Raw genomic sequence first — 15197 nt, 5'->3', positions numbered from 1 at the left:
GCCTCAGGAACCCAGTTCGGCAGCCAGCATGTTGGCCAGTTCATCGTCAGAAAGAGCGCTCAAATCAGCTACAGGTGCGGCTTGCGAAGACTCCACAGCAACAGCCGACTGCTCAGCCAGACCCAGTACATCGCGCTCGATGTGGTCCCCCAGTGCCTGCAGTGTAGGGTAATCAAACAACAGCGTCGCGCGCAGCGTACGTCCCAACATGGCAGCGAGGCGGTTGCGCAACTCGACAGCACCCAGCGAATCCAATCCCAGGTCGAATAAGCGCTGGCGCGGTCCAAGTGAACGCCTATCAGGCAGTCCAAGTATGGTGGTCACCAACACTTTGAGCTGCTCGTCGAGTAGCGCGCGCCGCTGCGCTGGCGCTGCGACCAACAGTCGCTCGGCCAACCCCATAGTCTGCGCTGGCGCTGACTCCCCAGATACCTCTGTCTGCTGGACTTCGGCATAAAGTGGCGGCGGATGACCAGCGAACAACTGCCCAAGATAAGTCGCCCAATTGACCGGCATGATCGCACGGGTGGCCGCATCGCTAGTCAGCAATCGCCCAAGCAAGACGAGCCCAGCGGTGGCATCAATCGGCTCGATTCCGTAACTGGCAAAACGCTGACGATTCTGTTCGGACTGTGCTGCCGCCATACCCGCATCTGCCCACGGCCCCCATTGGAGGCTTAAACCTGCCAAACCCCGGCAGCGCCTCTGTGCCATGTAAGCATCGAGTGCCGCGTTTGCTGCCGCATACGCCACCTGTCCCATCGAACCGCTGAGCGCAGCCAGCGATGTGAAGCTGACGAAAAGTTCAAGCGGTACCGCGCCCGGGGAGTGCTCCAAAGCCTGCTCCAGCGCGAGTGCGCCGGCCAGCTTCGGCCGTAACGCCAATCCGAGCCGCTGTCCGTTTTGCTGGTCAATCAAGGCATCCTCAAGTACGCCGGCCAGATGGAAAACACCCGCTACCGCAGGACCGGTGCGCTCCTGCAAACATTGACGCAAAAGCGGCAAATCTGCTACGTCAACAGCGATGACCTCGACTTGCACCCCACCGGCTTCGAGCGCTCTCATTTGTGCTGTCGCTGCTTCAGGCACATGCCTGCCGAGTAACAACAAATGCCGTGCCCCATGTGCTACCAGCCACTGGGCCAATTGCTGACCCAGCGCACCGAAACCTCCGCTGATTAGATAACAGGCATCGGATCTCAATGTAGGTGGCGGTACTGCGGCAGGTTTGTGCGAGCGCAACCTGGGCAACTGCAGCCGGTCACTACGCAGCGCAAGCTCTGGCTCTCCATTTTGATTGAGCAAGAATGGCAAATCGGCCAACCGGGTTTCGCGATCAAGATCCATACTGCGGCACCGCAACGCCGGCTGTTCCAGCCGCAGCACCCGCAGCATGCCCCACAACGCCGCCTGATCCACGCGCAACACATCATCGACGCCAATCAGATGCGCTTGCCGGGTCACAACCAGCAGTTCGGGCCATGGCGCACCGCGGGCCAGTATTGCTTGCAACAGATGCAGTAATTCGGTGCAAGCCAGAGCGGTTACACCAGCCACATCATTCCCAACAGTCCTTTCACCAGCTAGGTAAACAATGTGATCGAAAGCCGGGCTTAGATCCATGCCCTGAGCTGTCAAAGGCAATGCGTGGACATTGGACTGACCAGCAGCTCTCAATGCTTCGCAAAGAGAGTCGATGACAATCCGATCATGACCGGCCACGCCCCAGTTTCCGCGCTGTGAGGACAAATCGCTAATGCGATTTGTTGATTCAATCCAGTGCAAACCATAGACCGCGTGTTCAAGTCCGCCAGCCGTTTCGCGCAACAAGTCCCGACTGGCCACACGCCGTGTGCGAAATCCAGTTGCCTGTGCCAGTGTTGTGCCATCAGCCGCGTACAGAACGACATCGCTGACCACTTCATCCGTTGTGGATTCGCTGGCACGCACCACGACATGACTCCAGAGTTCGTAGTGCGACCGCTGTGCCAGCCAGCGAAAACTTTCAAAACTAAACGGAACCAGCGCATCGCCTCGTGGAACAGAAACCGCTGCGGCAAGTGACTGCAACATCGAATCAAGCAAACCCGGATGTAGCCGATACTGCTCCACGCCAACCGTTGTGGGTTGACGCAAGCGCGCCAGCACTTGCCCCTCGCCCCGCCATACTGCATCGATCCAGCGAAAACGCGGCCCCAAGCCAATCGCCGATTGCCAGATACCGGCATAAAAATCACCTGCGGGATCCGGGCACAATGCCTGGGCACGCACCAAGCCATTTGGATTTTCAACCACCTCGCACTCGCGCAGACGACCCATTGCATGCTCTTCCCATCCATCGTCGCTTTCGGCAGGCAAGCTAATCAGCTTGAAACGTCTTCCTTCGCCAGGCACTGATGCCTCGAATACCAGTTGGAGTCGGCGGGCACCGGGTTCCGGTACTACCAGAGCCTGCGGAAATATGACGTCGGCAAGTTCGCAAGCACTCTGACCGTAAAAACTACTGGCAGCCTCAAGCACCAATGACAGATGGGCTGCACCAGGTACAACCACACGATCGAACACGCGATGCTCGCCCAGCCAGGGTAAAACAGCCGTGTCATAGCGATTTTCAAAAACAATCTGACTCAGTAGCGGCGAGGAAATACGCCGCCCCGGGAAACGGCCATCGGGCACATCCGTGCTGTGTTGTCGTGCCACTGCTGGCAACCAGTAGCGACGGCCCTGAAAGGGATACGTCGGAATCGCAACCCGCCGACGTGGCCACGGAGCATCAAATCCCTGCCAATCAATCCGGGTTCCTCCGAGGTATAACTGCGCCAGGCTTTCAAACATTCGCCGCGTATCGCTGACCTGGGCACGCAAGCTGGGCAACCAGAGCAAATCGGGTTCATCGAGGGTCTGTTGAGCCAGTGCGATCAGGGTCGGGCGCGGACCGATTTCAATGAAGGTATCAACCCCTGCCGCACGCATGGCTTTGACACCGGCAGCAAACTGGACCGGACTGCGCAGGTGCCTGACCCAGTATCCGGCATCGAACGGTTGTGCCGCAGAGGCTATTTCGCCCGTGACGTTCGACACCAGTGGAATCGCTGGTATACGATAGTCGATGGTTGCAGCAAGTTGTCTGAATTCAGTGAGCACCGGCTCCATCAACGGCGAATGGAAGGCGTGCGAAACATTGACAGGGCGGGTTTCGCAACCCTGTGCACTGAGCCGGGCGACCACGGTAGCAAGAGCAGTACGCTCACCAGACAAGACGTGATTGCGCACACCGTTGACTACACCGATGACAACCTTGTCCTCAAAGCCGACAAGAGCGGCACGACATTGCGCTTCATCCGCAACCACTGCTGCCATGGCCCCATCACCCGGGGCCTGCTGCATCAGTCGCGCACGCGCAGCAATCAGTCGCAGACCATCTTCCAGTGAAAACACGCCCGCGATCGCTGCAGCAACGTATTCACCCACGCTGTGCCCAAGCATGGCAACTGGCTCTACACCCCAGCTTTGCCATAGCCGCGCCAATGCGTATTCGATAGCGAACAAAACGGGTTGGGTGATATCGGTACGAGCCAGTCGTTGTTCGGCGGCGACATTATCTGCCCCGGCCTCATAGAGTAATTCAACAATGCTTTGCCCCATGCGCTCGCGCAGCACAGCGTCGCAAGCGTCAAGATCACGACGAAAGCCTGGTTGGGTCCGATACAACTCGGCGGCCATGCCGACAAACTGTGAACCCTGACCCGTGAACAGGAAGCCGATGCGCGGCACACGCTGTGGGTGCGCCTGACCAGCCATCCATTGGCCTGCGTCACCTTCCAGCCATGAAGCCAACATCTGCTTCAGTTCGGCGGTATCAGTCACAACACATGCCAACCGCTCCGGCAACCCGGCACGCGTGCGATTGGTTGCATGACACAGATCTGCAACCGCCGCCGTTCCAGATTCAGTATTTTCCAGCAGCGTCAGCCAACGCGCGGCTAACGCACGCAGAGCAGCACCATCCCGCGCCTTCAGGCTTAGCAAGTGCAGCGGTCGATCATGTGCGGGCGCTGGCGGTGGTGCCGTTTCTGGAAATGACTCCAGAATCAGGTGGGCATTGGTGCCACCGAACCCGAAGGAACTGACACCCGCCAGGCGAGGACTGTCAGACCAGGGCTGAGGATTGGTTGGAATCGAGAAGATGCTCTTCTCAAGTTCGATCAGCGGGTTGACAGTACGCAACGTCGGGTGAGGCAACAATGTGCCGCGTTGCACACTCATGGCTGCCTTGATGACCCCGGCAACTCCAGCCGCAGCCTCAAGGTGTCCAATCGCGGATTTGACGGCACCAAGCGCACAGCGCTGCCCGTCCGTTCGCCCCGCAGCCAGCACCGCCTGCAAGGACTTGACCTCAATCGGATCCCCCAGCGCTGTTCCGGTTCCATGGGTTTCGACATATCCAATATTCGATGGCGCCACACCGGCGGCTTCGAGCGCGGCGCGGAGAACCTGCTGCTGAGCCAGTCCGTTAGGTGCGGTCAAACCATTGCTACGGCCATCCTGATTGACCGCTGAACCTCGCAACACGGCGATCACTTGATCGCCGTCACGCTGCGCCGCATCCAGCCGCTTGAGCACAACCAGTCCGCCGCCTTCGCCACGCACATACCCGTTGGCAGCAGCATCAAAGGTCTTGCACCGGCCGTCCGGCGACAGCATCCCGGCTTGGGTTAGTGCAATGCTCATGTGCGGCGCCAGCAACAAATTGACACCACCGGCAATTGCAACTTCACATTCTCCACGACGCAGCGCATTAGATGCCTGGTGGATCGCCACCAGTGATGACGAACATGCCGTATCGATCGCCATGCTCGGGCCATGAAAATCAAACTGATAGGAAATTCGGTTGGCGGCAATCGATAGTGCCTTGGCAGGCCCCGTGTAGGCCGACATCTGCGTAGGCTCGGCCAGTTGCCAAGTGGCATAGTCATCGGTGCTGATGCCAATAAAAACACCCGTATTGCTGCCTACCAACGCGTCAGCATTGAGACCGGCACGCTCAAGGGCTTCCCAGGTTAGTTCCAGCAGCATTCTCTGCTGCGGATCCATAATTTCAGCTTCACGGCCACTGATACCGAATAGATCTGCATCAAAGCGGGCTACATCACCCAAAAAACCACCTTGCAATGTTGCCAATTGGCCAGGACCCGTGCCTTCACGCAAAGCAATCCCGGCATCGGTCCAACGACCTTGAGGTAGCGCACCGACCGCGTCAACCTTGTCGTACAACAATTGCCAAAATGTCTGCGGGTCGTCAGCGCCAGGAAATCGGCACGCCATTCCGATAATAGCCAGCGGTTGCCTTTCATTGCTACGCCCAGTCGTTACCATCGTTAGGGCGTGATGCACTGACCGGGGTTCTTCCATCAATCCGGTGAGATGGCGACTGAGGGTTGCAACAGTAGGAAATTGCCATAACAAAGTCGGCGACAGATCATCTCGCTGTAACCACTGTTCAAGATCGCCAACCAGTTCAACTCCCAGCCGTGAAGTCAAACCGTAGCTGGCAAAGGGTTGATGCGGATCAATCGTCTGTGGCAGAAGGTTCAAGCGTGAAGCCAGCGCTGCGGTCAGCCAACGACCGTAACTATCGCTGCGCTGCAGAACCTCAGGCGCAGCCTGTACCGGGGCTTTATCAGGTGCTGGCGCCACCGGCTTGCGCCAGATAAAGCGGGCATCAAAAGTATTTTCAAGAAAGGCGGTTCGGCAACCAGAGCGTTGTAATTTACCGCTGGAGGTCTTGAGCATTCCTCCCTTCTTGAGACCGACAAAAGCATATAGTTCGATTTCATGGGCCACTGACACCGCATGGCGCACGGTGGTCACAAGTTCGTCCCATTCTTCCAGGTTGCGAACAATCTCTGCCGCAACAACTAACCGCTCCTCACCACCAATATCGATCGAAAAGGCCGCACAGTTGCCGGGACGAATAACAATATGGCTCTCCTGCACAGTCCATTCGATATCGTGCGGGTAGTGATTGACCCCGGCAATAATGACCAAGTCCTTGATCCGCCCAGTGATAAACAAGTCGCCGCTATCAATGAAACCCAGGTCACCGGTGCGCAACCATGTAGCAACACTGGGCGCGTTGCGCAAACGCGCCCGAAAAATGGCTTCGCTCTCAACCGGCTTGTTCCAATATCCCAATGCGACAGACGGATGCTCCACCCATATCTCTCCGATAGCACCATCTGCCAGTTGCTCGCTCGAATCCGGGTCAGCAATCACTAAGTTCATGCCATTCTGGATGGCCCCACAACTCACGACAGTACGCGCCGTAGCAGCACTATTGGCCGCAACGAAACAACGCTCGCGTTCCAATTGGGTGGCATCGGCCTGAACCGCACGCGGTAAGCCATCCCACCGGCGCGTTGTCACCATCAAGGTTGCTTCTGCCAGCCCGTAGGATGGAAAGCATGCCTCGACTCGAAAGCCACAGGGAGCGAAAAATTCACAAAACCGCTGCAAAGTCGGTTGCCGAATCTGTTCGGCACCATTGCTGGCCACACGCAAGGAGCTCAAATCCAGGGCATCGCGCTGGTCTGGTGTGATTTTGTTAACACACAACTCAAACGCAAAATTCGGCCCCTGCGTGTGGGTACCGCGATAACGGCTGATGGCTTCCAGCCAGCGCTGTGGCCGTTTGATGAAGGTTAATGGTGACAGCACATAACAGGGATTGCCGTTGTATAAAGGTTGCAGTAAACCATCGACCAATCCATAGTCGTGGAAATACGGCATCCAGGTTACTGAAATCGACGATTCGTCATATTTCCAACTCTTACGGATGAACGCCAGGTTTTCGAGCACATTGCGATGTGACAACATAACGCCCTTGGGCTTGGAGGTTGAACCCGAGGTGTATTGCAGATAAGCCAAGTCGTCGAGCCCTGCATCTACCGCAGTCCAGCGTGCTGCCAGCGCAACATCAACACAGTCACTGGCTAGCCAGGCAACAGGCTCATCCTCCAGTACCTGGGATTGCTCGTAAATGGACTTGGTGGTCAGAACCAACCGGGCAGCAGCATCGTCGATGATGCTGCGCAAGCGTGGGAAGGTGCGCTTAAACCGGGCCGTATCCGGCGCTGGTGCGGGAATCGGCACAGCACCGGCATAGATACAGCCGAAAAAGCCTGCAACGAATTCAACTCCTGCCGGGTAGATCAACAGCACCCTGTCACCGGGCTGGATAGCCGTAGCCGACTCTTGCAAGGCCACTGCAATCGACCTCGCACGGCGATCGAGATCGCCAAAACTAAAGGCCTGGCTTGGTTCGATCCCGTCACGCAAGAATGTATAGGCGAGTCGGTCCGGCAATGCCGCTGCACGGTCACGCAGCAATTCGGCGAGAGTAGCGAAATTAAAATTCATCAGTTGTAGGAGCGGGTAAAAAATCACGAATGTGAGGTGGGCCAGTGCAAGGGCCGCAATAGGCTAGAGTTGCGGAATAACCTGCGGGCACGGGTATGGACCAAAGGCTGAAGGCAGCCACATCCGCCGGGGCAAAGCTGCTGGATTCCATGCGAGGTGGCGCGTCGTCGGTACTGACTGTGAATTGATCGAGTGGCAAAGACAGCCCCAAGCCCTTGGCCTTGATGTAAGCCTCCTTGCGCGTCCAACAGGCAAAGAATGCCGCCTGGAGGGCGGTACCACCAAGTTGCGCCAACCGGTTGGCCTCACTTGAGGAAAAGAATCGCTGCGCCAGCGCCGTCGCATCCACCGCACGGTGGCATTCCACATCAACCCCGACTTCGCCTGCCGTCGTGATTGCACACAAGGCAAGATCGGCGCTGTGCGAAAGGTTGAACGTAAGTGCATAGTGTGGTGTAAGTGCCGGTTTACCGTGTGCTGAGTACACGAAGTGCAAATCCGCAGCAGGGCATTGACAAAACCACCCAAGGATGGTTCGCAATGCTCCATGAGCCAAAACAAAACGCCGCCGATCATGGTCGAAATGGAAACGTTTAGCCCGTGCCTGCTCCTCAGAGTCAAGCAGAGGCCAGAGCGCATCAATCTGACTAGCGTTGGATAAATCGACGCGCCAGACTTCGATGACAGCCACGACAATGATCCGCGATTAGCTCTTGATTGCTGCCACATCGTCCGTCACCAACAAGATGATTAGTCCAATCAAGGGCGTGAGCAGTATCGAGCCAAAGAGCAACCCCCAAAAGCCGATGCGACGCTTGCGGCCGAAATAGGCAACAATCAGGCTCAGAGTAACGTGCGAAGTGAGAATTGCAAGCATGGTGTATTCCTGCCTTATGATTCAGTGGGTTATGGTCAAGTCATGTAAGGATCGGTGATTTCATTCTCCCGCACCGTCCTTAACGAATGTCAGCTCGCCATCCTTTTGACGAACCAATCGCCGGACATAGTATTTAACATTCTGCACCTCACGGTCAACAAAGGTGTAATTGCCCAGCAGTCCGCTCCAGGATGTCAGTCTGTAATGCAGTACATTCGCAACCAATGTGGGATCGGTACTATCCGCGATAGCTACTGCATCGGCATACAACTGCACGCTATCGTACCCCTGACTGGCAGCGATATCGGCTGTTTTGTCGGGGAAACGCGCCATGAAGCGTTTATGAAACTCATCAACCTGGTAAGCGTCACGGCGCAAGGTTACAAGACGCACATTTTCACCAAACAACCCGACACGCTCGGTAAACAAACGCGGATTTGACACTGGTGTGAGCATAAATGGCTGCAACAAACCCAACATCCGCGATTCACGCACGATGTGGGCCGCAAGGCCCGAATTGGCAATCACAACTAGGCCATCAATATCCCCCTTACGCAAAGCTGCAATTGACTTCTGCATTCGCATAGTGCTGGCGTTATTAGAACGCGTATCCGACAAAATCGCTACCGCGCCCCCAAATCTGATGTTGGCACTGGCACAAGCGGCCCTGAGCAATTCAACCAACTGCTCACTGTGGCGGTCAGCCTCGTAGATGAAATAAACCTTGCCCCATTGCAAATGGTTCATGTGTTGGGTCATAGTCTTGGCCAGCACGACATCATGGGGCAAAAACTGAAAATAAAAACGCGTAGAGGACCACAGAATACGCGAGTCACTGCTGCCACCACCAAAAAACAATACCCCAGCATTATTGTAGGCAACCATCGCAGGAAGAATAGCGGGAATGGATGAGTGTCCGACAACCGCTGTGATGTCCGGGTTACGCAAGACGGTTTTTGCCATTGTAGTGCCGACAAATTGCGGTTCATTACGATACCGACCTTGCTTTTTGTAAAACTGATAGGCAGTACCCGATACAAATTGTTCCTCTTCAAGCGTTTCAAGTTGCAACACACGGCCATTGATACCGCCTTCAGCGTTTATTTCTTCTGCAGCCAACTGCGCTCCCGCCAGAAATTCGCCATCTTGCTGATTCCAAACAGCAGTCATAACAACAGGAGCCCTGGCTTTGTAACGCTGACGTGCCAGATCCAATCTGGCTTCGGCTGTTATTTCATTTCCAGCGAGTGAACCCCGATCACTGTCGTTGCAGGCGAATAATCCAACACAGACTGCCAGCAGGAACAAGGGGCGGCAAACCCTCGCGCCCCATGATAACTGCGAGTTTGACAAAAAGCGTCCGTCGCGAAAAATCATTTGATCGCCGGCGTAGTGTTCTGCACACCACCGTCATTAAGAATCAGTGGCAACCCATTTTTACCGGATCCAATCACGACAACCTTGGCATTAGGCGATTTGGCCAGTTCCTGCGTCGCCTGTATGCCATGCCATTGCAACAGTTTGTCCGTTAGTGATGCCCCAACAATCTGTTGATAGGTATCTTGCCCTTCCGCCTCAATCTTCTTGCGTTTGGCTTCTTCCTCCTCGGTCTTCAGCCGGAAGTTGTAGGCGAGAAATTGCTGCTCATTGACCAACTTATTTTCGATAGAAATCTTGACCGTATCGGGCAAATCCACCGATCGAATAATGATGTCATCAACCTGAATGTACTTGCGACCCACTTCTTCCAGTGCGAGGGTGATGACGCGACTGAGTACCCCCTCGCGGTTGGTATAAATGTCTTCAGGTGTGTACTGACCAATATTACGCCGAAGAACGGATTCAATTTGTGGCAGGATGATCTTGTTGAGGTAGTCCGGACCAACTTCCTGGTGCAAAACGCCAAGCAGTTCATAAATCGGTTGAAACCGGACCGCCAACGCAAGCTTGATCGGTAAGCCACTACTAGTTAATGCGCTGATGTCGTGAAATGCCACCTGTACCCGTGTTTCGTATTTGTACATGGTATTGAGCGGCAGCACGATGTGCAACCCTTCGGCATAGACATGATCGGTGACAGTACCGCTTGACAACATGCGGTACAAAACCCCGGCCTCACCTGGCCGGATGACAATGAAGACGCGCGACCAAAGAAATACCAGGATAAACAGCAGAATAAAGGAAAGTACCACGATATATGGTGCGCGATCCTTCAACCAAAAGCGAAATCGCTTGAACGAGTTCAATTCATGCGCAGACACCGGTGCCACGTGTTCGACTATCGTATTCATAGGGGTGGCTCCGCCTGAAAGCTTTTGTAAATCCGGATAATCGTGCCGTCAGCCATCATTTCCTGTAAGGCAACATCGAAATTCGCATATACATCAGCGCGTGATGCATCTTTTGGAAACTTTGGGAGCATATAGTACATGTCGGATTTCATATCAAAGACGAAATCCGCGTACTCATAGTTACGGAAACCGACCGACGCAATTGCCCGTTCCATGGCCTGCTTGTTATTCAACACCAACACTTCAACCTCACCTTGCGCAAATGCCTGTGACATTGGGTAATCGTCTTCAAAAGGCACCTTGACGATATCCGTTGAAACTTGAAATTCATGAAAGTAATATGTCATCTTACGATGACCCACCCGGCGCCCTGTCAAGTCTTTCATGGTCTTGATCGTCGCGTGATCACCAAATCGTCGGTTTATGGCAAAATAAATTGGTCGCGGCCGTAGTCCCAGGCTGACACTGAAACGCGAATCCTTTTCGCGTTCCGGTGTTTTGTAAAAAACATAAGGAATAATGTCGACCGTACCGTCAAGTAAGCCAGGTACACTGGCGGAAAAGGATCGCGCCTCCCATTCAATGCGGTAGCCAATCCGCCGCGCCGCTTCTTCGGTGACGTAACGCAATGGCCCTGAATGATAGCCGTCGGAGTATTTCACCATATCGGGTGGTCCATTGCGGTAGGTGGCCCGCAAACTCGGACGATTGTCTTCAACTTTGGGTTCTTTCCCAGTAACCACAAGCTTGGTGCTAGGCCCTCTTGCACGCTCATCGCCCAAATACACCACCGCCAGACCAATGCCAATCAATACAGCTGCCACCGTGAGGAAGAACAGAAACCAGTGATGGTGGCCACGCGCGCGCCATTCCTGAAATCTAAGTGACAATACTGTTGCCATTGTCACTCAATCCCCCCGACAACCAGTCGGCCTTCGTCCATCTTCAGTACGCGATCTGCGCAACCGAAGTAGCGGTCATCATGCGTAACTGCAATGATGGTTTTGCCCATGTCCCGCAATTCGGGTAGAAGAGCTTGATAAAAATGCTTGCGAAATTCTGGGTCCTGATCGGCGGCAAGTTCATCAAAGATATATACCTGCTTATCATCCAGCATTGCGCTGATGTAGGCCAGACGTTTGCGCTGGCCCGTTGATAAGTTGATATTGGTGAACCGTCCATCACGAAACTTGGTCTTGGTAATCATTCCCATTTTTCTCAACCAAGCACGCACCATAGACTCATCAACATCTGGAATGCCATACAAACGATCAAACAGGTGAAAATCGGTAAAGATAATAGAATACAGCTCACGGTAGTCGGGATACATATCTGAATCAACATCTTCACCATTGATCTCAATGCTACCTTTCAGCGGATAGTACAGACCGCTCACCAACTTGAGCAAAGTCGATTTGCCGCTACCATTGCCGCCAACGATAAATACAATCTCGCCTCGATGGATTTCCAAGCTGATTGGCCCCACCGAAAATTGGGCCACCCCTTCGTGGTCGATATGCTCGAAATAGACATCGCGCAGGCGTAAAACCTCAAATTGCAAACCTGCGCGTACCGGAGACTCTCCCACTTGCTGACTGCGGCTTGCGGTGTCCAGCTTGGATTCCAGTGCACGCAGATTGCTCACTGCCACATCAGCCTTGATGAACAAGGGCAAGTTTCCGAACAGCAGGTTAAGCGGACCAATGATAAACAGGATTGAAGCCGTCAACTTGACCACGACAGCGGCATCGGTCGGCTCAACATAGGGCCAGACAAAAAGGACAACGGCAATCAGGATGTAAAAAAACACCTCCGAAAACATCATCACAAAAACCGCATTCATGCCGGCGCGGCTTTTCAGCATTTGCACCTCGACCGCAATTTCATCCTGCCGGCGAAACAGTGCCTGACTACGCGCACGGTTGATCTTTACTTCCTTGAACCCCGAAAGCGTATGATTAAACGAATTGAAAAACAGAAGTTCGTGCTTGGTTGCCAGATTGAGGTCACGGATGATGCCGTCACGTTTCGACAGAAACACCCATCCACCCAGTAATAATGCACAAACCGTCAAAACAAATCCTTGCGGCGTGAGCCAAGCAATGTAGATCATCGCAAAGACAACCATGATGCCTGACTGGATGGCGGCAAAAATCACCGAAGAACTCTGCGAAATCTGTATCGTATCCTGCGATAGACAGTTGAAAATATCGGCATAACCGGCACTCTCGATGAAAGTCAGCTCGGCATGACGGATCTTGTCCGCGATGCGCATACGCACCCTACGCAAAACTTCTTCGACCAGCATAGCAGCATGATCGAGCGCGTACTTTTTGGTGTAAACAAACAGACCCAAACCCACCACAAACAGCGACAAGTAGAAAACCTGTATATCACCGCTGGCGGAAAACTCACCGACCAGCCCTACTCCGTGGTTGATGATAGCCAGCAACACACCATTGGCAATTCCAGAAAGGACTGCAAACGCCATCAAACGTGCACGGGGATAGCTTGCTTCCTCGTTGATGAATTCAAGGAGGCGTTTCGCCGGAAACGACGCTTTGTTCATAAAAACCCAATCACCTTGCCACCTGCAACAAACAGAGAAGCAAGCAGCAGCAAATACGTCATACCGAAAAAAAATGACACCGACGCCAGAAAAATCAGATCGCACCTTCACAACCTGAACCAGTCGCTTCTGTTAGTAACCGCCAATACCAACGACCAGCACAACAAACCTCAGATCATTATGAGAGAAAACCGCGCGAACCCGAGGCGGGCCTGACATCGCGTCACGCCGTCTCGGACATGTGAACTACTTTGACTTGACAGTCCCGTCCTTACCGACTTCACCCGAAGCCTGCGCAGATGCAACCACGGCCTTACCTGCTTCAAACTCTTTCTTGAAATACTCACGAACTTTCTCAGGTTCGAACGACAACATCGTACCGCCCGATTCGAAATGCATCATGAATACCTTACCGATGGCATAGGTTGAACCGCCGTTGATTACGGGCATACTGAAAGCGCCAACCAAAGAACCGATTCCAGGAACGGTCTTGATCGCACTCGACACGACACGGGACATTGATAACGCCGCTGTACCACCAATCAAAGCGGTAATCGCGGAACGCCCCAGTTCTTCCTTGAATGGGACACCGTACAGATTGGCCAGACTATGCAACATTTTCAGTTGCACACCAGTCACAATCGCAAGGTCTACCAGCGGCACTGGAATAAGACTCGGAACGATCGAACCTAAAGCATAATTGCGGATAATCTTGCTGGCCTCTTCGCTCTTTTCAGATGTCACATTCTGCACTTCCGTATTCATAGTTACTCCTGTAAAAAAATGATCTCTACTGTTCCCGCCTTTTTATTGACGGAACCTGCGTGAACTATATCCTATTTCTGGCATGGTTCAAATCAGCAATTCTAAATTTGGCAAAATCGTTTAGATTCTAAACCGACAGGACTCAGCCGACCAAGGAAGAGTTATATGCTGACTGTGCGAACACACGCAGACGAGCAACCACCTCATCTTTGCCAAGAAGTCGGATGCCATCTTCCAGTGAATATGGAAAGGCTCCGTAGAACAGGGCTACCGACAAGAGGTTGGAGGCTGTAGCCTGCGAAGCGCTTTCGGCCATCTCGACCGGGGTGCCAGACTCCAATCGATCTGCAAGAGACGCCATCGCGCGCCCCATTTCTATCACCTTACCGGCCGATGGGTGCCCCAACATCCCCCAATTGAACGGTTGCCCATGTGAAAGCAAGCTGTGCAGCAATCTCACAGAAGCCACCAGATTCAGCTTCCTTTCGTATGCAAATACTAGTGCAGCTCGAACTCTTTGGTCGTTCAAAGCAAGCTGCAACCAGTAGTCGGCACAGTCGACCCCATCTGTTACACCGAAATGTTGACGCGAATCATCGGAAGTCATAGAAGTTCTCCCCTAGGAGGCTGTCGGACTTAAACAGACCTCCCGGATTTACCCCTAAAACGGGTGAAAATTTTGGACAAATTTCAGTCAAAAGAATGGAGTCTTATAAATTACTTCTTTATAAAACAACATGTTATGTTCTCGGTTTGTGCAAAAACGATTAGCGATTGTCCAATAATCGACGAATTCCATATAAATCATAAGGTTACATAGCAAATAAAATTTTTGTCCGGAATGTCTGTAAACACATAACCTTCTGATTTTAAACGATATTGTCATTTTGCAAAAAAATCGGAATATCGTTATGAATCAATAAGTTACAAATCAAGTCCGCCAGCCTCCTAGTTGTTTCATTAACACATCGGCATTGACATCGTCGGTGGAATCAACGAATGGACCAGTCACCCAGCGAAAATCTCGCGTGAACCAAGGCAGCATGCAGCTGACAATAATTGTATACTCACGCAACTGCTTGCGGGTTTCCAGATCAATCGATTTCAAAAAGTCAACCGCATGAGAGCTTGTGAAAAAATTGATTTAGACACCCAGTGGCGAGGCACCGAGGGGCTTCACTGGCTGGCAAGAGCGAGTTCAAATCCTAAATCCTCACGCTTTGGCTTGCTTATTTGTTGATTTTTCTGAATATTTTCCTTTTTTTTGCCTTTATGC

10 protein-coding genes are annotated in these 15197 nt (G+C 53.3%); all 10 read right to left on the bottom strand.

Going from position 1 to position 15197, the window contains the following annotated elements:
• Window positions 1-3: 3 nt before the first annotated feature.
• A complete protein-coding gene (locus ACOYNV_RS05220; protein ID WP_422898693.1) occupies window positions 4-7419 on the bottom strand; it encodes a type I polyketide synthase in 7416 nt (2471 codons plus the stop codon).
• A complete protein-coding gene (locus ACOYNV_RS05215) occupies window positions 7409-8110 on the bottom strand; it encodes a 4'-phosphopantetheinyl transferase family protein (RefSeq protein ID WP_422898692.1) in 702 nt (233 codons plus the stop codon). The genes ACOYNV_RS05220 and ACOYNV_RS05215 overlap by 11 nt, the downstream gene beginning before the upstream one ends.
• 15 nt (window positions 8111-8125) lie before the next feature.
• Window positions 8126-8296: a hypothetical protein gene (locus ACOYNV_RS05210; protein ID WP_422898691.1), complete on the bottom strand. Its 171-nt coding sequence runs from the start codon at window positions 8294-8296 to the stop codon at window positions 8126-8128.
• Window positions 8297-8356: 60 nt separating this feature from the next.
• Window positions 8357-9673, bottom strand: coding sequence for an ABC transporter substrate-binding protein (locus tag ACOYNV_RS05205; protein ID WP_422898690.1), 1317 nt, complete (start codon window positions 9671-9673; stop codon window positions 8357-8359).
• On the bottom strand, window positions 9670-10587 hold the full coding sequence (locus ACOYNV_RS05200) for a prohibitin family protein (protein ID WP_422898689.1): 918 nt from the start codon (window positions 10585-10587) through the stop codon (window positions 9670-9672). The genes ACOYNV_RS05205 and ACOYNV_RS05200 overlap by 4 nt, the downstream gene beginning before the upstream one ends.
• Complete coding sequence (locus tag ACOYNV_RS05195) at window positions 10584-11489, bottom strand: substrate-binding periplasmic protein (RefSeq protein ID WP_422898688.1); 906 nt, start codon at window positions 11487-11489, stop codon at window positions 10584-10586. The genes ACOYNV_RS05200 and ACOYNV_RS05195 overlap by 4 nt, the downstream gene beginning before the upstream one ends.
• Window positions 11490-11491: 2 nt before the next feature.
• Window positions 11492-13156, bottom strand: coding sequence for a cyclic peptide export ABC transporter (locus ACOYNV_RS05190; protein ID WP_422898687.1), 1665 nt, complete (start codon window positions 13154-13156; stop codon window positions 11492-11494).
• A 246-nt stretch (window positions 13157-13402) separates the two neighbouring features.
• On the bottom strand, window positions 13403-13921 hold the full coding sequence (locus ACOYNV_RS05185; protein WP_422898686.1) for a YcjF family protein: 519 nt from the start codon (window positions 13919-13921) through the stop codon (window positions 13403-13405).
• Between the two features lie 142 nt (window positions 13922-14063).
• The gene (locus ACOYNV_RS05180; protein ID WP_422898685.1) at window positions 14064-14528 is read right to left on the bottom strand and encodes a hypothetical protein; all 465 of its coding nucleotides are present in this window, start codon (window positions 14526-14528) and stop codon (window positions 14064-14066) included.
• A 324-nt stretch (window positions 14529-14852) separates the two neighbouring features.
• Complete coding sequence (locus ACOYNV_RS05175) at window positions 14853-15029, bottom strand: hypothetical protein (protein ID WP_422898684.1); 177 nt, start codon at window positions 15027-15029, stop codon at window positions 14853-14855.
• Between the last annotated feature and the right edge of the window lie 168 nt (window positions 15030-15197).

This window comes from Propionivibrio sp., assembly GCF_049316945.1.
Lineage (GTDB): Bacteria > Pseudomonadota > Gammaproteobacteria > Burkholderiales > Rhodocyclaceae > Propionivibrio.
The sequence above is the reverse complement of the archived record's forward strand: the minus strand, read 5'-3'. Positions and strand labels throughout refer to the sequence as shown.